The sequence below is a fragment of the Acaricomes phytoseiuli DSM 14247 genome (assembly GCF_000376245.1).
Taxonomy (GTDB): Bacteria; Actinomycetota; Actinomycetes; order Actinomycetales; family Micrococcaceae; genus Renibacterium; species Renibacterium phytoseiuli.
In genome coordinates, this window is record NZ_AQXM01000061.1 from 73724 (window position 1) to 91687 (window position 17964).

The 17964-nt window shown below is 61.6% G+C and carries 17 protein-coding genes; 6 read left to right on the plus strand and 11 right to left on the minus strand.

Translation table 11 applies throughout. The features are described 5' to 3' along the window. Nucleotides 1-16: 16 nt before the first annotated feature. The 6 genes from C501_RS0109020 to C501_RS0109045 form a co-directional block, all read right to left on the minus strand. A complete protein-coding gene (locus tag C501_RS0109020; protein WP_018135301.1) occupies nt 17-1147 on the minus strand; it encodes a FecCD family ABC transporter permease in 1131 nt (376 codons plus the stop codon). After that, nucleotides 1144-2271 (minus strand): FecCD family ABC transporter permease, encoded by a 1128-nt coding sequence (locus C501_RS0109025; protein ID WP_018135302.1) that lies wholly within the window; start codon nt 2269-2271, stop codon nt 1144-1146. The genes C501_RS0109020 and C501_RS0109025 overlap by 4 nt, the downstream gene beginning before the upstream one ends. Nucleotides 2272-2290: 19 nt before the next feature. Next, on the minus strand, nt 2291-3373 hold the full coding sequence (locus C501_RS0109030; protein WP_018135303.1) for an iron-siderophore ABC transporter substrate-binding protein: 1083 nt from the start codon (nt 3371-3373) through the stop codon (nt 2291-2293). Nucleotides 3374-3548: 175 nt separating this feature from the next. Next, on the minus strand, nt 3549-4436 hold the full coding sequence (locus tag C501_RS12990; RefSeq protein ID WP_018135304.1) for an SGNH/GDSL hydrolase family protein: 888 nt from the start codon (nt 4434-4436) through the stop codon (nt 3549-3551). A gap of 94 nt (nt 4437-4530) precedes the next feature. Beyond that, nucleotides 4531-5586 (minus strand): glutathione S-transferase family protein, encoded by a 1056-nt coding sequence (locus tag C501_RS0109040; RefSeq protein WP_018135305.1) that lies wholly within the window; start codon nt 5584-5586, stop codon nt 4531-4533. Between the two features lie 97 nt (nt 5587-5683). Next, nucleotides 5684-6151, minus strand: coding sequence for an acyl-CoA thioesterase (locus C501_RS0109045; protein WP_018135306.1), 468 nt, complete (start codon nt 6149-6151; stop codon nt 5684-5686). Nucleotides 6152-6451: 300 nt separating this feature from the next. Between C501_RS0109045 and C501_RS12995 the strand changes: the two genes are divergently transcribed. Beyond that, nucleotides 6452-6940: an FBP domain-containing protein gene (locus tag C501_RS12995; protein ID WP_043568727.1), complete on the plus strand. Its 489-nt coding sequence runs from the start codon at nt 6452-6454 to the stop codon at nt 6938-6940. A gap of 28 nt (nt 6941-6968) precedes the next feature. Further along, on the plus strand, nt 6969-7553 hold the full coding sequence (locus tag C501_RS0109060; RefSeq protein WP_018135308.1) for a GNAT family N-acetyltransferase: 585 nt from the start codon (nt 6969-6971) through the stop codon (nt 7551-7553). 55 nt (nt 7554-7608) lie between these two features. Here the strand turns inward: C501_RS0109060 and C501_RS0109065 are convergent, their stop codons facing one another. Together C501_RS0109065 and C501_RS0109070 are read right to left on the minus strand one after the other, a co-directional pair. Continuing rightward, nucleotides 7609-8154, minus strand: coding sequence for a thioesterase family protein (locus C501_RS0109065; protein WP_018135309.1), 546 nt, complete (start codon nt 8152-8154; stop codon nt 7609-7611). Nucleotides 8155-8214: 60 nt separating this feature from the next. Continuing rightward, nucleotides 8215-9492, minus strand: a complete 1278-nt coding sequence (locus C501_RS0109070) for an MFS transporter (protein WP_018135310.1) — start codon at nt 9490-9492, stop codon at nt 8215-8217. A 281-nt stretch (nt 9493-9773) separates the two neighbouring features. Between C501_RS0109070 and C501_RS0109075 the strand changes: the two genes are divergently transcribed. Beyond that, nucleotides 9774-11471: an MDR family MFS transporter gene (locus C501_RS0109075; RefSeq protein WP_018135311.1), complete on the plus strand. Its 1698-nt coding sequence runs from the start codon at nt 9774-9776 to the stop codon at nt 11469-11471. Between the two features lie 48 nt (nt 11472-11519). On the opposite strand, the gene C501_RS0109080 is transcribed toward C501_RS0109075, so the two are convergent. Beyond that, nucleotides 11520-11930: a hypothetical protein gene (locus C501_RS0109080; RefSeq protein WP_018135312.1), complete on the minus strand. Its 411-nt coding sequence runs from the start codon at nt 11928-11930 to the stop codon at nt 11520-11522. A 236-nt stretch (nt 11931-12166) separates the two neighbouring features. Between C501_RS0109080 and C501_RS0109085 the strand changes: the two genes are divergently transcribed. Next, complete coding sequence (locus tag C501_RS0109085) at nt 12167-12718, plus strand: MarR family winged helix-turn-helix transcriptional regulator (RefSeq protein ID WP_018135313.1); 552 nt, start codon at nt 12167-12169, stop codon at nt 12716-12718. On the opposite strand, the gene C501_RS0109090 is transcribed toward C501_RS0109085, so the two are convergent. Beyond that, complete coding sequence (locus C501_RS0109090; protein WP_018135314.1) at nt 12703-13956, minus strand: PucR family transcriptional regulator; 1254 nt, start codon at nt 13954-13956, stop codon at nt 12703-12705. The two genes, C501_RS0109085 and C501_RS0109090, sit on opposite strands and share 16 nt — an antisense overlap. A gap of 263 nt (nt 13957-14219) precedes the next feature. Between C501_RS0109090 and ald the strand changes: the two genes are divergently transcribed. Continuing rightward, complete coding sequence (gene ald, locus C501_RS0109095; RefSeq protein WP_018135315.1) at nt 14220-15332, plus strand: alanine dehydrogenase; 1113 nt, start codon at nt 14220-14222, stop codon at nt 15330-15332. 270 nt (nt 15333-15602) lie between these two features. Then, nucleotides 15603-16148 carry an NAD(P)H-dependent oxidoreductase gene (locus C501_RS0109100; protein WP_018135316.1) on the plus strand — a complete coding sequence of 182 codons (546 nt, stop codon included), beginning with the start codon at nt 15603-15605 and terminating at the stop codon, nt 16146-16148. Nucleotides 16149-16219: 71 nt separating this feature from the next. On the opposite strand, the gene C501_RS0109105 is transcribed toward C501_RS0109100, so the two are convergent. Then, the gene (locus tag C501_RS0109105; protein WP_026174780.1) at nt 16220-17929 is read right to left on the minus strand and encodes an ABC transporter family substrate-binding protein; all 1710 of its coding nucleotides are present in this window, start codon (nt 17927-17929) and stop codon (nt 16220-16222) included. Nucleotides 17930-17964 lie beyond the last annotated feature (35 nt).

Here is a 17964-nt window from a genome sequence, read left to right on the forward strand (position 1 = left end):
CTGGGGTGATCTCTGCTCAGACACTGTTCTCCCTGCGGTTGCTGCGGATCAGCAGCCAGAGCAGGAAGGGTGCACCCGCGGCTCCGGTCACGACGCCCACCGGCAAGGGGCCGCCTGGAATCAGATTGGTGGCGATGAACTCACCCGCCAGCACGATAGCGGCGCCCACCAGCGCGGCAACGGCCAGATTCACCCGGCCCTGCAGTAGCCGCCGGGAAATCGGCCCGGCCAGAAAGGACACGAAGGCGACGGGGCCTGCCGCGGCGGTCGCGAGTGCCGCGAGCACTACACCCAGCAGGATCAGGCCCATTCGACTGCGCCCCACCCTGACCCCCAGCCCGGCCGCAGCGTCATCACCTAATTGCAAGATACCCAGCCGGGTCGCCATACCGATGACAAACGGGGCGAGGACCGCCAAGCCGATGAACAGAGCGCCCACTCGTTCCCAGTTCGCCGGGTTGAGAGAGCCGATGGTCCAGACCAGTGCTTCCTGCGCCCGCGCGAATTCAGCGCGCTGCATCAAGAAGATCACCACCGCTTGCGCCATTGCGGCGATCGCGATGCCGATCAGGATCAGCCTGCTGCCGGCCGAGCCCGGCCGCTCCAGTTGCTGACCGTGATGCTGCCGGGAGAGCATGCTGATGAGCAAGGCGACGATCACTGCGCCGACGATCGCGAGCACCGATACCGTGGTACCGCCTGCTGCGAAGAGCACGATCGCGAGCACCGCGCTGGCGCTGGCACCGCTGGAGATTCCGATGATGTCCGGGCTGGCCAGCGGGTTCCGCAGCAGCGTCTGGAAAATGAGCCCGGCGGCTCCGAAAGCGGCTCCCACCAGTGCCCCGAGCAGCGCCCTGGGCAATTTGCTCTCCATCACGATGAAGGACGCACCGGGGATGTTCTCGCCGAAGAGGATCGCGAAGAAATCCGGCACGCTGACCATGAATCGGCCCAGCAGAACGAGTATGGCGAAGAGCCCGAGCACCACTGCCCCGAGACCGGCGCCGACCATCACGGTGTGCCTGCGGGTTCGGTTCCGCTGCTGCTGAAGCCTGCCGATGGCAGCGGACACAGAGGCGCTCTCCCCGGCCTTGGAAGACTCGGCAGGCAGTTCCCGGGCCACCGGGAGTTCCTGGGCGGTTTTCATAGGCTCACCGCTCCCCGAGCGCGGACCAAGACAATGAACATGGGGCCGCCGATGAAGACGGTCAGGATGCCCGCGGCGACTTCACCGGGGAGCATGACCACCCGGCCGAGAACGTCCGCCGCCAAGAGGATGATCGGTGCGGTGAGTACTGCGTAGGGCAGTAGCCAGCGGTAGTCAGTGCCGATGAGCGTCCGCAGCAGATGCGGCACCACCAGACCGATGAAAGCGATAGGGCCGGCCAGGGCCGTTGCGGAGCCGCACAGCAGCACTACTCCGAGACCGCTCACGCCCCGGGCCAGAGCCGGGTTCTGCCCTAGCCCGCGCGCGAGATCATCGCCCAGGGCGAGTCCGTTAAGCCAACGCCCGGTGCCGAGCACCAGGAGCACACCGGCCAGCATAAAAGGCAGCAGAGTCAGGATCTGCTCCCAGTCCTTCCCCGCGAGAGAGCCCACTTGCCAGTTCCGGAATGCGGTGAGGGCGTCCTGGTTGCTCACCAGCAAAGCGTTGAGCAGAGAGAACAGCCCGGCGGTCAGCGCCGCTCCCGCGAGGGCGAGCTTAACCGGAGTGGCACCTTCCCGCCCCATGCTAGCCACCGAATAGACTACGACGGCGGCGAAGGCCGCACCAAGGAAACCGAACCAGACGTAGCTCAGCGGCTGTACGGCGCCGAAGAAGACCACTGCGCTGACAATGGCCAGGGCGGCACCGGCGTTGACCCCCAGAAGTCCTGGGTCGGCAAGCGGGTTACGGGTGAGCCCCTGCATCGAGGTTCCAGCCAGGCCCAGACACGCCCCAACGAGCAAGCCAGTCACTGTGCGTGGGATCCGGTTGTGGACCACCGCCCAGTCGTCATTGCTGAGAGGCTGGCCGAGATTGCCGAGTGCGTCGAATACTGTTGGTAGCGAAACCGCTCGCGCGCCGATGGCCACGGAGGCGAAGCATGCGACGAGCAATACGATGACCAGCATTCCGAGCACCAGCATGCGCTGGGACAGCCCGGCCGAAATCAGCCGGGCCGGGGCTGATCCGCCCGGACCCGAGCGAGCCGAGCCGAGCCGGCTGGGGGCCGCCCGAGCCGGGCCGGCCTCCAGCCGGCCGGCGGCCTGGCTGACTTCAGTACTCATGCTGGAACTCGTTGACTACTCAGTTACTGCTACTGGAGCTGGCAGCACTGGCATCGACCGCAGCTGCAAGCTGCGGGACGAAGCTGTCCAGCATCCACGGGATGCTAAGCGGTGACGCTGCGGAGAAGGAGAGGCTGAGCGTCTTGTCTTCGGTGGCCACCAGGCCGCCGTTCCGGATCGCCGGAATCTGGCCGATCAGCGGGTCATTCTTCAGGGTCTCTGCGGTCATGCCATCCGGCAGCCAGGTCATGAAGAGATCGGAGTCGAGCTCATTGGCCTTCTCTCGGGACCAGTCGACGAAGAAAGCATCTGAACCCTGAGTGGCCTGCGCCGCGACCGGGGCCATGGTCATGCCCATTTCGGTCAGCAACCGGGGGCGGTTGTCCTGGGGGGTGTAGAGGCTAACCCCGGCCTGCGCCTGGGCCTCGATGTTACCGGCGATGAAGGTCTTTCCGGCGAGCTGAGGGAACTGCTGGACTTTGTCCGAGATCGCCTGTTGCGTGCTGTTGATGAGGTTCTCCGCCTCGGTGTTCTTGCCGAGTGCCTGACCGATCAGCCTAGTGCTGTCCTGCCAGGAGGTGCCGTAGGGCTTCTCCGGGTAACCGACCACGGGGGCGATCTTCGCGAGCTTGTCGTAGCTCTCCTGGTTCAGCCCGGAGTACGCCGCGAGGATGACATCCGGCTGGGCCTTGGCGATCTCATCGAAATTGATCTGCGCGGATTCCTCGGGGTAGAGAGTCGGAGCGTTATCGCTGCCCAGCGAGGCTCCTAGCTCATCAAGCTTGGCCGCCTTCCAGGGGGTCAGGCCATTTTCATCGCCGCCCCAGGTCGTTGTGGGCATAGCCACCGGCACTACACCGAGCGCAAGGGCAACGTCGTCGTTGACCCAGGAGACCGTGGCCACGCGCTGCGGCTGCTGCTCGATCGTGACGTCGCCGAGGGCGCTTTGGAGCGTGACCGGAAAGGCTCCGGTGCCGGCAGAACCCGTGCCGGCAGCGTCGCCGGAAGGAGTCGTGCTCGTCGAGCAACCGGAAAGGACGAGGCTAGCGCTTGCGGCGATAGCGAAGAAGCCGATGGCAAAAGATCGGCGGGCTGACTTCACGATAGGTACCTCAGGTTCTCACGTTGTGCACTGAATGGTCTGTAAAGCAGTGTGGGTGCCCGACTGTCACGTACCAGTCCAGCCCCTCTAGACTTGGTTAGGCTAACCAAACTAACCCAAGATTAGCCTAGCCTCATGCAATTAAGAAACAGTTGTGTTAGCTAATCGATAATTATTAAGCGTGCACGATGGGCGAAGGCGTCGCGGCCGCCTGCCCTTTCGGTCCAGGCAGAGCTGAGCCGTTAACACGCTGAACCGGCACTTGAATCGGTGCGGGGTAGCGCGGGCCAAGCCCGTCGCCGCTGGAGACCCCGCGCAAACGGCGGCCGAGCCAGGGAGCGAAATGCCTGCGACTCCAATCCCACCGGGAACGCGCCTGCTGCCAGCGCGTGTACTTCGGCGGCTGGCCTAGTGGGGCGGACTCCAAGCGGTGCGGAATCCCGATGATCTCCAGGACCTTGGCGGCCAGATAGATATGGCCGCGGGTCGACATGTGCAGGCGGTCATCAGCCCACATCCGCAGATCCTGGAACTGCTCGAAGCACCAGTAATCGACCAGCATGGCACCGTAACGGTGGGCGATACTCCGGACACCTGCGTTATAAGCGGCGTTGCGGAGTTTGAGTGGCTCCAGAAGCGGTGAAAGCGGAACCGGATATCCGGTGAAAAGCAGCGCTTGCGCTCCGCTTTCGCGCACCCGCTGAACCAGCGCATCATAACGGCGTATCAACGCGGGAAGATCAGCCCGCAGGGCCAGTAAGTCGTTGCCACCGGGGTAGATGCTCACGATCTCTGGGCGCAGACGCAGTGCCGGCTCAAGCTGTTCGCAGATCACGTGCTCCAGGCGCTTACCCCGGATGGCGAAGTTCGCGTAACGCCACGAATCATCCCGGGCCTGCAGCTCCTGAGCGACTCGGTCCGCCCAGCCTCGGACGCCATGGGGCAGGTGCGGGGCGTCGTCACCCACCCCTTCGGTGAAGGAATCGCCGATCGCGACGAAGACCCGATGGCCGGCCGACCGTTCGGTTACTTCACGCGCCGCATTGCACACCGCATCAAGCACAGTTCCATCATCGGGCTTCAGCCCCGCTACGTCTCAAAATAGGACTGAAGCGATGTTGAATTCCGGGGAAACCTCCGGCAAAACCCACGGACTCCTAGGCTTCGGTGGCGGCGCGCTCCGGCGGAGTGCCGTCGCCGAAGGGGTGTCCGCCGAGCGCTTCCCGGCCGTGCGGGGCGAGCCAGACATCTTCCTCCGGGCCCTTGGGCACGATCTGCGTGGGGTTCAGATCGGTGTGCACGATGTAGTAGTGCTGCTTGATCTGCTCGAAGTTGACGGTATCCCCAAAACCCGGGGTCTGGAAGAGATCGCGGGCATAGGCCGAGAGCACGGGCATTTCGGTGAGCTTATTGCGATTGCACTTGAAGTGCCCGTGATACACCGCATCGAAGCGGACCAGCGTGGTGAAGAGCCGGATATCGGCCTCGGTGATGCTGTCCCCGACCAGGTAGCGCTGGCCGGAGAGGCGCTCTTCCAGCCAGTCCAGTGCGGCGAAGAGCCGATCATAGGCCTTGTCATAGGATTCCTGGGAACCCGCGAAACCGCAGCGGTACACGCCGTTGTTGATCTCGGTGAAGATCCGCTTGCTCACCTCATCGATCTCCTCCCGGAGTTCTTCCGGGTACAGGTCCGGAGCTCCGGGCCGATGATAATCGACCCATTCAGTGCTGAGATCCAGAGTGATCTGCGGGAAGTTATTGGTCACCACCGCGCCGCTGGGAACATCGACGATTGCGGGCACCGTGATGCCGCGCGGGTAGTCGGGGAATCGCTGGAAATAGGCCTCCTGAAGCCTTTCGATGCCCAGCACCGGATCCTTGGCGTCGGGGTCGAGATCAAACGTCCAGCTCCGCGAATCGTGCGTGGGCCCGCAGATGCCGAGCGAGATCGCGTCCTCCAAGCCCAGTAGCCGCCGCACGATGGTGGCACGGTGCGCCCAGGGGCAGGCCCGCGCTACCACCAGACGGTAACGGCCCGGCTCGACCGGCCAGCCCGGCTCCCCGTTCGGCCCGGCGTCGGCATCCCGGGTGATCCGATCCTCGATGTAATTCGTATCCCGGACGAACTCCTCCCCGGTGTGGACATAAGCGCCTTGGGTACTGAACTGGTCCTGGTCCGCGCTGGGCTGGTCTGCTGCAGGCTTATCGCTCATGAGCCAAGCCTACGCCTTCCGACCCACCCGCTGAGTGGTCGGGTACGGCGGCTTAGAAGCGCAGCAAGCCGCCGTACCCGACCACTCAGCGGAGGGATCAGCGGGGGAAGATCGAGGTGCCGAGCAGCGGTTCAAGCGAAGCTCTGCGCGCTGCGTCGATCCGCCTGAGAACCCCAGCGGGTTCGTCGTAAAAAGCCAGGACCGTTTCGGCGAGCGCGCATTCGACTCCATCGACAGGATCGCTAATCCGATATGCTAGAGTCAGAGAGGCCGGTTTGAGCGCGGTAATCCAGACCTGAACTTTCGCCGGGATGTTACGGTATCGCAACGGGGCACGGTATTTGATCCAATGCTCCACTACCAAGATCTGCACCCCTGCAGGCAGGTCGGGGAATACCGGGAATTCCGGCTCCACGCCGGGTGCTCCGGTGCCCGCAGGCCGCCCAAAGGCATGCACCCGGGCTTCTTCGAGCATCCGCACGATCTCGACGTTGTTGATATGCCCATAGGCATCCATATCACCCCAGCGCATGGGAATATCGATTTCCAGATACGTTCCCATCATTGACCCAGACTACCGGTTGGCTCTGAGCGAGCATCAGAAAGCTCTATCAATCAGCAGTGATGAGTGGTACCCTCGAGCTGTCTGAAACTTCGATGGAGGCGGAAACACCGCGGGAAGCGAGGCGGCCGTGCTGGCCCTCTTGATCTCGGGCTCCGCGCCGCTCAGAGAATTCACTCTTATCGGCTGAGCAGTCACACCGACTGACGCCACCCGATGCGGCGCAATGAGCTGACCAGAGCAGCCGGGAGGTTAGTCCTGCCCAGCGGCTTCCCAGACTTTCATGCGAAAGCGTCTTTCATCATGCACAGCATCACCCCCGACGAGATCCGTCGCAGTTTCATCAACGCCTCGCGCAGCGAGGTCAAAGCCATCACTTTCCCCGCCGATCTGGAGCAGCGTCCTTGGGATTCCCTGGATTACCTCGGCTGGCGAGATCCCAAGATGCCGCAGCGCGGTTATTTGCTCTACCCCAGCACTTCGGGACTCACCGGAGTGCTGCTGCGTGCGCCCGAGTCCGGGGGCCGGGCGCGTAAGGTGCTCTGCGAGCTCTGCCGGGATGTTCGCAGCGATGTGGAGGCGCTGCTTTACGTGGCCCGTAAATCAGGGCCTTCCGGCCGGGATGGGAACACCGTGGGAACACTGATCTGCTCCGGGTTCCAGTGCTCGGCGAATGCCCGCACCGAACCACCTGCCAGTCTGCGACCGGCGGACCCGGAGGCGCACCGCCGGGAACAGATCGCCGGGTTGCACCACCGGCTGGAGCGATTCATCATGGCGGTTCACGGCTGATCAAGTATTCGGTTGATTGAATACTCCCATGAACTCTCCGATCCGCCTGATCCCGCCGGCAGTGCAATTCCATCACTCCTGGTTGGAGAGTCTAGCCGAATGGGGCACTCCGGATCAGGACGGCGCTTCCACCTTTCTGGCTGATGAGTTCAGCTTGGATCTCGAGCAGCCTTCGGGGTTCGCGGCCTGGGTGAAGCTGCTCAACGATTTCGCGCGTGACGATTTCGCCGTACCGGAAGGCTTCGTGCACCAGACCAGCTTCTGGATCATCGAGGGGCAGCAGTACCTGGGCGCGATATCGTTGCGGCACACCCTGGGCAATGAGTATCTCGAACTGGCCGGCGGGCATATCGGCTACGGCGTCCGACCCTCGGCGCGGCGCCGGGGCCTGGCTGCCATGGCGCTGCGGTTCACGCTCGATGAGGCGAAGCTCAGGGGTATACCCGAGGCCATTGTGACGTGTCGGGATTCGAATATCGGTTCTGCCCGGACTATCGAATCCTGCGGCGGAGCTCTGGTGCGCAAAGACCCTCCCGAACTTTTCCCGGCACAGTTCGGGATCGCCGAGGCGATGCGACGATACCGCTTCGACCTCACCGACCAGCTCAGATAGGCCAGCTCCGGTAGTAGCCGATAGCGACGGCCGTCGCTGGAGTCCGCTCAACCGATCACCAGGTGAAAGGGGCGGGCTTCCGCGCTCCCGGCAATGCGGTATCGGCACGCCAGCTGTCCACCCATTCCGGCAGCTGCAGATCCGCCGGGGGCGCACCGATGAGCTCGAAGAGGTCTGCATTGGGCACAGGCCTACCCTTGCGGTCGACCAGGCGCATCGCCATCACAGCTCGGACATAGATCTGGCCCTTGACCACCATGCACTGCTCGAAGTACATGGCTTTCGCATCAAAGCCGAGCACCCGGGATTCCATACTGTAGCGGCGCCAGAGGTCGATGGAGCGGCGGAAGGAGATGGTCTCCGCGCTCATCACGGGTCGCCAACCGCGCGCCCTAATGCGCTTCCACATACCGCTACGCACCATGAGGTCGAAGCGGCCCAGGTCCATCAGGGAGAAGTACATGCCGTTGTTGATATGCCCGGCGATGTCGATATCCGTGGGCCAGGCCCGCATCCGCACCGAAGAGTGTCCCCAGAGGCTCATCGCAGGCCGGAGCATCGCCTGGATCAGGTGAAAGATCGTGCGCAGCAACAGATGCATACCGTCATGTTACTGATTGGTAAGTTCCCCGTCACGCGATCCGGTCGGTGCCGCGGCGGCTCAGCGCACGCCCTTGATCTTGAGCACGAAAACCGCCCCTAGGGCAACGATGATACCGGCGACCGCGTACAGCACGACATAGCTGCCGATGACGACTACGAAGAACGCCGCCAGGACGCCGGAGAGCACCTGGGGCAGGGAGTTGGCCACGTTGATCACACCGAGATCCTTACCCCGGTGGGCGGCTGCCGGTAGGACTTGGGTGAGCAGCACCAAGTCCACCGCGAGGTAGACGCCCTGGCCGATGCCGAGGAGCGCAGCCCCGATCAGCGCACCGGGCCACGTCGGCGCGAACCCCAGTGTGAGCGCCGCCGCGGCGATCATCCCAGACGATGCGATGACGAAAGGCTTGACCCGGCCGACGCGGTCCGCCCAGAATCCACCGATAGCGGCGGTCATCAAGGTGAGCAGGCTGAAAAGACCGGTGAGAATCAGCACTCCGAGTTCAGGGGCCGGGTAGCCGATCCGATCGCGCAGAAAGAACAGCAGGTAGACGATGCAGAGCTGGACTCCCAGCTGAACCAGGAACCTGGTCAACCAGGCCCAGCCGAAATCTGGATAACGCCGGGGGCTGATCCAGAAGCCGGAGAGGAAGCCGGCCCAGCTGAAGGGCTCGCGATCGTCCCGGGAGAGCGGTACGTCATCGCTCCGGAACAGATACAACAGCAGGCCGGCGACGAGCGCTGCAGCGCAGAGCACGTATCCCAGGGCGAAATTCTCACCGACAATGGCGCCGATTGCAGCGCCGCAGAGGATGCCGATCACCGTGCCCATGGCCACCAGGCCGCCCACTCCCCCACGGTTGCGCAGGGGCACCCGATCCGGAATAGCCGCGGTGATGGCCGCGAGCATGCCGTTGCAGCCGAGCTGGACGAAGCACCACAACAGCGCCATCATCGCCACACTCGGCGCGATCGAAAGCCCCAGCAGTGCTGAAGCGCCGATCGCAGCGCCGATCACCACCCAGGGAACCCTTCTGCCGAAGCGCGAAGTGGTCCGGTCCGAGAAAGCCCCGAAGAGCGGATTGGCGAAGAGCGAGATCACGGCACCGCAGCTGGTCACCAGGGCGAGGATAGCTTCTTTGCGGCCTTCGTCGAAAGCAATCGCTTGATTCCCCAGAAGCACCTGGATGGGGCCGAAGAACGCTGCGTTGATACCTACATTGACCAGCACGACAGCCGCTACCCAGAGGGGCTTGACTCTGGCCGTGGGTTCGTTGAGAGCGGCTGGACCGGTAGCTGCCGCCGGCTGCGCAGATGCTGGTGGATCGTGAAGCAACAGTTCCCCTTTTGCAGCTACTTTGCAGCTACTCTGCTGCGATTATGGCGTTGGTCTCAGTCCTTCTGCAGAAGATACTACGGTATCGGCTTCACTCCTGAGCAGGGGCATCTGCTTGGCAGATCTGTTCAGAGTGAACATCACAGTATTCAACGTTGACTATTTTTCCGCACGAGGGCAACATAGGAATATAGTTGCTTTCCTAAAGCAACTAATTTCATGTCCTGACCACCTCGAAGCCCTCGAATCTAAGAGCATGAATGCTCCTGGGAAGACTCGTTATGTCACACGTCGCCAGCACCGCAACCAAGCCAGCCGCCCACGAGGCTCCACCCGTCTACACACGCCGTCAGATCATGACCGTTCTGGTAGGCCTGATGCTCGGCATGTTCCTCGGCGCCCTCGATCAGACCATCGTGTCCTCCTCGATCTACACGATCGCCAATGATCTCAACGGCCTCTCCCTGCAGGCCTGGGCTACCACCGCTTATCTCATCGCCTCGACAGTCACCACCCCGCTCTACGGAAAACTCTCCGACATCTTCGGCCGCCGCCCGCTATACCTCATCGCGATCGTGCTCTTCTTGCTCGGATCGGTTTACTCCGGCTTCGTCCACTCCATGACCGAATTGGCCATAGCCCGCGGCCTCCAGGGGCTCGGCGCCGGCGGCCTGATGTCATTGGGGCTGGCCATCATCGGCGATATGGTGCCGCTCCGGGATCGCGGCAAGTACCAGGGGTACTTCATGTCGATCTTCGGCATCTCATCGGTCATCGGCCCGGTGGTCGGCGGCTTCTTCGCCGGCTCGGAACAGATCCTGGGCCTTGAAGGCTGGCGCTGGGTCTTCCTGATCAATGTGCCCATCGCGATAGCCGCATTCGCCGTAGTCTGGAGGTACCTCCACCTGCCCCGTAAGAACGTCAAGCAGCGGGTCGACTACTGGGGAGCGGCAGCTATCACCCTGGCCCTGGTGCCATTGCTCGTCGTCGCCGAACAAGGCAGGGAATGGGGTTGGACTTCGACCAATTCGCTGCTTTTCTTCGGCTTGGGGTTCATCGGCCTGGCGGCCTTCGTGCTCGTCGAGCGCGCCGCCGGGGACTCCGCGCTGATCCCGCTGCGCTTCTTCAGGATTCCCACCTTCGGCATCTCCGCACTACTGAACTTCATCATCGGCATCGGCATGTTCGGCGCTATCGCGATGCTGCCGATGTACCTGCAGATCGTCAGGGGCCTCACGCCGACCGAGGCGGGTCTGATGATGATCACCTTCACCATAGGCATCCTGATCGGTTCGGTCACGAGCGGGCAGACCCTCTCACGGACCGGGATCTACCGGATCTTCCCGATCATGGGCACTTTCCTGCTCTCCGTCTCCGCGCTGAGCATGGGGCTGCTGCTCGGAGCGGATACCTCGCTGCTCGTGCCCGGTGGGATCGCCATCGTCTTCGGCCTTGGCCTGGGCTTCTGCATGCAGCCGCTGACTCTTTCCATGCAATTGGCGGTTCCACCCAAGGACATGGGGGTAGCGACCTCCACTGCGACCTTCTTCCGCTCCATGGGCGGCACCGTGGGCACCGCCGTTTTCCTCTCGGTGCTTTTCATCGCCGCGCAGGATAAGGTAGCGAGCCTGATGGGCGATGCCCTCCGGGATCCGGCTTATACGGCTCTGCTGCGGAGCCCGGCGACGCTCGCCGATCCGGATAACAAGAAGTTCCTGGATTTCATGGCCAATGCCGGCGAAGGCGGTGCGCTCAGCCTCGATGACACCTCCTGGCTGCGTTCTGCGAATCCAGAACTTACGAAACCGATTCGGGAGGGGTTCGCGCAGTCCATCGACCTGGTCATGCTCTGCGCTTCGGGGCTCGTCACAGTCGCCTTCCTGGTGACCTTCTTCTTGCCGAAGAAACGGCTTACCGACTATCGGCAGGCTCAGCCCGAAGCGGCCGACCAGAGCGAAAGCATAACGAGCCGGGCCTGAGGTCCGCCCTCTTACGTCAGGTCACGTTAGGGGCTTCGGGGCTCTTCTTCAGGAGGCTTCGCGAGTTTCCTCGGCGACTTGGTAATGGATGGTCTTTTCCGTGATCTTGTGATCCAAGGTGCGCTCGATCGCCGGAATGACGATGACCTCCATGGCCCGGGAGACATGTGAAAGTGACGCCGCAGGTTTCATATCCATCCTGGACTCAAGGATCAGCAGCCCCTCCGATGCTTCGATGTTCACCGTGGCATCTTGAACGCCTTCGATCTGGCTCGCCAGTTCCTGCGAAGTGAAACTCGCCTGTACCAGGATGTTCTTATGTGGCAGCGGCGGGGTCAGAATATCCTCAGCCTCTTTGATGGCATCCTCCGGGTTCGCCTCTTCGAGAACAGCTTCGGGCTGAGGATCCGCAAGGGGAATGGCTGATGCGACCTCAGCTCCTGGGCCATCGATCGTCACTCCGGCCCTGCTTGGCTCATCTACGGATGAGTTCGGTGGCGCTGGTACTTGGATGCTCAATAATCTGCCTAAGCCTCGTCAACTAGTAATAAGAAAAAATCTAATAACTAAATAGCTAGACTATCTAGCCACTAGTTTTACAACTCACTAGTTCTACTAGGTAATATAGGCACTGTTGATTCTTGTCGAGAACCATGTCGAGAACCATGTCGAGAACATTGAGGACACTAGGCGCAATGACTATCACCAACAGCCCGGCAGTAACCACTAAAAGCAGTGGTTACTGGTACGAGCACGCCTATCGGCCCACAGCAGTTGATGTACTCAATCTCTTGCGCCACTACCGCGAGGAAGAGAAAACGATGCGGGCGCATATCCGTTCATCGATGGCCATGGGCGAAACGGACCTGATCGCCCTGCGCTACGTCATGAAGTGCTACAAGGAGAATCTGCCCGTCCTGCAGAGGGACCTCGCCCAGCTCCTGCGCATCAGCAGCGCGTCGACCACAATCCTGGTCGACCGGCTGGAGCGCAGCGGGCACGTCCGCAGGGTGAAGCACCCTCAGGATCGCCGCGCGACGCTCATCGAGCCGACCGTAGAAAGCGATGAAGAAGTTCGCAGCACACTCGACGAGATGCATCAGAGGATGATCGCCGTGACCGATGGCCTGAGCGAGGCCGAGCTGGAAACCGTCGCCACCTTCCTCAACGACCTCATCAATGCCATCCGCACACCGAGCGAGCACCCCAGCGAAAAGCAGGAAACCGCGGCTCAAAGTCGGGGGTGACGAGCCCAGCGCTCAGCCTTGAGCGCGGTATGCAACTCCAGGCGAGTACGGCCGCGCAAGGGGTCAGAACCGAGGATCGACCGCACCCGGGAGAGCCGGTTGTACACCGAACTTCTGTGCAGATGAAGCTGTTCGGCCACGTGCTGCACTGAGCCATTGTTATCGTAAAGCAGCTCCAGAACGGGCAGCAGTTCCCGGTTGCGGTCCTGCTCGACCAGCCGGCGGTAATTGGTTGAATATCGACGCGGAGCTGGCTGAGCCGCGAACAGCTGATACACCCCAGCCGTCGCGGCTTCCACAAACTCCCCCAATCCGGGGTCTACAGCAGCCGCCTGCGCCGAGACCTTCGCCTCCCGGTACGCCTCCGGAAGAGCAGCCATCCCAGCAAAAGCCTCGCTGCCCCCCAGAACCACCCGGCCTGCGGATCGCCCCAGGCGCTTACTCAGTTCCCGCTGATACCGGACCATCGCTGAGGCATAATGCACCTGCCCCGGCTGCGCCTGGGCGAGCAGTACCGCATGGGTATCCGTTCCCGAGCTAAAGAGGATCGCGTCCAGCCCCACCGTAGCCTGCAACGCTGCGGTGCGATGGGTGAGCGCTGCGGCCAGCGGGTCTTCCGGTTCGGTCAGCGCCGGCCCGGCCTCCTTTGCTGCCACAGCGTTATTGAGCTCCAGGAGGCAGATGAGCTGCCAGGGCCCGCGATTATGCACTTCACGCCAGCCCGCGACACTAGCGAGTAGGGCAGGGTCGCCCTGGCAGGCGGCGAGAAAATCCCGCTCCCGCCGTTGTCTAACCTCCGAGCTGGCTGTATTCGAGTCCAGGAGTAAGCCGGCAAGGAGTTCCAGCTGATCACCAACCTGCGGCAGCTGCCCCAGGATACTGGTGGCGCTTTCTTCCCCTTCGCGCTGCTGCACCCAGAGATAGCCGACCCGAAATCCTCGTACCATCAGCGGCACGCAGACCCGGCCCCGCATGCCTAGCTGATCATTCGCGGGAATCACCACGGGCCGCACCGCTTCAGCTACGCCGTGCGAAAGCTGCCACTGGCTGACATCCCAGGGAACCTGCTTACTCAACAGAAACTTCACCCGCACCTGATCGGCTTCATCTTGATTGGAGCTGTAGGCGAGCAGCACCCCGTCAAGGTCTTCCAGGGACAGGCCCCGGCCGAGCCGCAGCGCAATGGTCTCCACGACGGATTCGATATCCCGGTTCTGCATATCGACAGAATACGACATTCGATGCTTTCAGATTCGACATATATCGAATACTTTTCGATTTATTCCCTGTATTTCCGGTATTTTTGCCAATCACGAGCACCGACACAACGTTCACTAGCTCACATTCGCGACTATCCTGGAGATTCAAGAGAAAGCAGGGGAACCGAACTGGAGTCACAGCCTTGCGCAGTGGTGCGCGATGCCTGAACTGTCCTGAACCGCCCTCTTCTCTGTTTCGTATTCAGCCGCTAAACGCGCATCAGCACCAGGGAAGAGGCACGATGATCATCGGGATCCCGAAAGAGATCAAGAACAACGAATTCCGGGTAGCCATCACTGCCTCAGGAGTGCACGAATTCACTAGCCACGGGCACACCGTGCTGATCGAGCGCGGCGCGGGAATCAGCTCCTCCATTAGCGACGAAGAGTACGCCGTCGCGGGGGCCGAGCTGATCGATTCCGCGGATGAACTCTGGGCCCGCTCCGATATGGTGATGAAGGTTAAAGAGCCGATCGCCGATGAATACCACCGCTTCCGCCCGGGACTCATCCTCTTCACCTACCTGCACCTGGCCGCCGAACCCGAGCTGACCGCAGAGCTGGTTCGTTCCGGTGTGACCGCGATCGCCTATGAGACCGTCCAAGAAGGCAGGGCCCTGCCGCTTCTGGCGCCGATGTCCGAGGTTGCCGGCAGGCTATCGGTACAGGTCGGGGCCCAGTCTCTGACCGCGCCGGCGGGAGGGAAAGGGGTGCTCCTGGGCGGCGTACCTGGAGTGCGGCCCGCTAAAGTAGTGGTCTTGGGCGCGGGAGTCGCCGGCACCAATGCGGCAACCATGGCCCTTGGCCTGGGAGCGGAAGTCTCCATTCTGGATATCAATATCAACCGGCTGCGCGAACTGGATGCGATCCATCAGGGCCGGCTCAAAACTATCGCATCCAATGCATTGGAAATCGAGAAATCTCTTCTGGAGGCAGATCTGGTAATCGGCTCGGTGCTGATCCCCGGCGCCAAAGCACCTAAATTGGTGAAGAACTCACTGGTCGCACGTATGAAGCCGGGATCCGTGTTGGTGGATATTGCCGTGGATCAGGGCGGTTGCTTTGAGGACAGTCGGCCCACAACTCACGAGGAGCCGACCTTCAGGGTGCATAACTCGCTTTTCTACTGCGTTGCCAATATGCCCGGGGCGGTTCCTAATACCTCGACATATGCGCTAACGAATGTAACATTACGTTATGCGTCAGAGCTTGCTAACAAAGGCGCCAAGGATGCTTTGATGGCAAATCCTGCCCTGGCCAGCGGACTTAACGTTGCTGGCGGGAAAATAGTGAATCCTTCAGTAGCTTTAGCACATGAGATGGAGCTCACACAAGATTGGTTCGCCCTGATCTGATTCGCATTGGGATCAATATCCTCTAAACTAGTAATATTGGGATCAATATCCTCTAAACTAGTAATTAATAAGGTAGCCAAACTAAACAGCCGCCTCGCTGATCGGGGTCCGGTGTGCCTACCCCCCCCAAGGCACACCGGACCTCGATCAGCGAGGCGGCCGTTCACGTTTCTATAGCCACCTTTCTCGATTATGAGCCCGCCGGTCTGATCGCTGAACCCAGCGATACCTCCGATCGGGCTCTTGGTGTTTTTACTCAAGGAGTGTTTTATGTCTGATCGCACCGTCCTGGCTCTTGTCGGCAGCTTGCGCGAAGCTTCCACCAACCGGAAACTCGCCGAGGCCGCGCAGCAGCTGGCACCGGAGGGCAGCCGCGTAGAAATCTTCGAAGGGTTGGGGGAACTGCCGTTCTACAACGAGGACATCGATCAGCCGGGAAGCGCTCCGGAGGTCGCCGGTAAACTCCGTGAAGCTGTGGCCGCAGCAGATGCCGTCATCTTCTTCACCCCAGAGTACAACGGCACCATCACCGCGGTTCTAAAGAACGCGATCGACTGGCTGTCCCGGCCTTATGCCGATGGTGCAGTCAAGAATAAGCCGGTAGCAGTGATCGGCACCTCGCTGGGTCAGTACGGCGGAGTCTGGGCGCACGATGAGGCCCGGAAGGCTCTGCAGATCGCCGGCGGAACCGTGGTGGAAGACGTGAAGCTCTCCATCCCCAGCTCGCTCAGCCGATTCGCCGAAGCGCATCCGCGCGAGGATGCCGAGGTCACAGAAAAGCTCACCGAGGCACTGAACAAGCTGCTCAGCGCCTGACTCCGGGCAAAAAGATACCCCTGGGCTTTTGATGGTCATCAAAAGCCCAGGGGTATCTTTATTTGGTGTGACTAGTTCTGCCAGCCCACCAGGGTCCAGTCGACATAGCCACTGTCCTGGAACAGAGAGGCACCGTAATTGGCAAGGCCGGTCCGTGCGAAGATGATCTGCGGGCCGTTGAAGAGCACGCCCATGGTGTAGTACTTCGCCATGTGATCCTTCTCCACCTCCATAGCGGCCTTGTTGCGCTCCGCGTCATCGGCGATTCCCTGCAGGTCAGCGATCCGCTGATCCAGCTCAGCATCCCCGGTCTTGACCGCGCCGGTCTGGGAGTCATAGTACTGCTTGACTGCGCTCGTAGCATCTGATCCAACCGTGTACCCGGAAATGGTCAGCTGGAAACTGCGCTGCCCGAGCACCTGGCCGAACTCGTTGTTACCGCGCTGGTCGATACTGACATCCATACCGGCGTCATTGAGCTGCTGCTGGAGGGTCTGAACCAAAGCGATTCCGGTCGGATCATCACCGAAGTTCGTGATCCGGAAGCTGATCGGCTGGCCGTCCTTGGTCATCTTCCCGTCGGAGCCCTCGGTGTAGCCGGCATCGGTCAGCACCTGCTTCGCCGCCGCTGGTCCGGACTCGGTGACCGGCCAGTTGTCCTGGTAGTACTGCGAGAACGGCATGAGCATCATGGAACCGGGAGTGGTCTCCTCCCAGTTGAGGCCCTGGTAGCGGATCGCAGCGATCGCTTGCCGATCCACCGCGGTCCAGATCGCTTCACGGACATCGACATCATCCATGGGCGCCTGCTGCGGGTTGATATTCAGCCCACCCGCGAAGAGCCTCTGCCCTCGGAGGATCTCGCTATTGGGGCTGCCCTGCAACTGGTTGTACCGGTTGAGCGTACGCCCATCAACAGCATCGATTTCCTGGTTCCGGAAAGCCGCGATCGAGGCGCTGTCCTCCATCTGCCGGAAAACGAGCTGGTCCAGCACCGGCGCAGTACCCCACCAGTTCTCATTCGGGACGAAGGAGATGGTCCTGGCCGAGGAGTCGTAATTCTCCAGCTTGAACGGCCCCGCAGCCCACTCGGGCTTGGGGTCTCCCACCAGGCCGTTATTGAAGATCTCCGGGGTGTTGATATTCGGGTTGATGATCGTCCCGAAGATATCGGCGAGCGGATAGCTCGGCTGCTTCATCGTCACCGTGACATCCTTGGGCGTTGCGCCCTGCTCCACGGACTCGATATTGCCATAGAGGCCCGGGGTGACGATATTGATCGAGGGGTCCTCGCCATTGCGCATCTTCCAGGTATTGATGAAAGCATCGGCAGCGATCGGCGTGCCATCGTTCCAGACCGCCTGATCGTTGACCTTGATCGTGATCACTTGCTTGCCGTCTTCAGTGCTGGAATCAAAGGACTGGCAGAAATCCTGATTCAGCACCGCGGTGCCATCGGGCTGATACGTCCAGCAGCCCTGCGTCGCCGCGGTGTTGTAAACCCCAAGCATCAGAACATTGGCACTGCTATTACCGTTCTGGCTATTGCGGTTGAAATCCGGGCCGATATTCAGCACCGGTAGAGTGACCCTGCCGCCGTCCTGCAAGTTCTCCCGCGGCTGGGTGTTCATACTCACCAATGAGCTGATATCCGCCCCAGCACTCTGCGCCGCTCCCGCATCCGGGCCGCCCTGGCCCTGGCCGCCGCCCGAACCACACGCGGTGAGGAACAACGCCGAGCCCATCATCGCGGCCCCGGCAACTTTCCATGACATTTTCATCCCTGTACCTGCCTTCCTTTCTAGTCTTCTCTAGG

Coding starts and splice junctions, on each gene's coding strand:
- C501_RS0109020 (WP_018135301.1), bottom strand. CDS start 1,147: ATGAAAACCGCCCAGGAACTCCCGGTGGCCCGGGAACTGCCTGCCGAG.
- C501_RS0109025 (WP_018135302.1), bottom strand. CDS start 2,271: ATGAGTACTGAAGTCAGCCAGGCCGCCGGCCGGCTGGAGGCCGGCCCG.
- C501_RS0109040 (WP_018135305.1), bottom strand. CDS start 5,586: ATGAGCGATAAGCCTGCAGCAGACCAGCCCAGCGCGGACCAGGACCAG.
- C501_RS0109045 (WP_018135306.1), bottom strand. CDS start 6,151: ATGATGGGAACGTATCTGGAAATCGATATTCCCATGCGCTGGGGTGAT.
- C501_RS12995 (WP_043568727.1), top strand. CDS start 6,452: ATGCACAGCATCACCCCCGACGAGATCCGTCGCAGTTTCATCAACGCC.
- C501_RS0109060 (WP_018135308.1), top strand. CDS start 6,969: ATGAACTCTCCGATCCGCCTGATCCCGCCGGCAGTGCAATTCCATCAC.
- C501_RS0109065 (WP_018135309.1), bottom strand. CDS start 8,154: ATGCATCTGTTGCTGCGCACGATCTTTCACCTGATCCAGGCGATGCTC.
- C501_RS0109075 (WP_018135311.1), top strand. CDS start 9,774: ATGTCACACGTCGCCAGCACCGCAACCAAGCCAGCCGCCCACGAGGCT.
- C501_RS0109085 (WP_018135313.1), top strand. CDS start 12,167: ATGACTATCACCAACAGCCCGGCAGTAACCACTAAAAGCAGTGGTTAC.
- C501_RS0109090 (WP_018135314.1), bottom strand. CDS start 13,956: ATGTCGTATTCTGTCGATATGCAGAACCGGGATATCGAATCCGTCGTG.
- ald (WP_018135315.1), top strand. CDS start 14,220: ATGATCATCGGGATCCCGAAAGAGATCAAGAACAACGAATTCCGGGTA.
- C501_RS0109100 (WP_018135316.1), top strand. CDS start 15,603: ATGTCTGATCGCACCGTCCTGGCTCTTGTCGGCAGCTTGCGCGAAGCT.
- C501_RS0109105 (WP_026174780.1), bottom strand. CDS start 17,929: ATGAAAATGTCATGGAAAGTTGCCGGGGCCGCGATGATGGGCTCGGCG.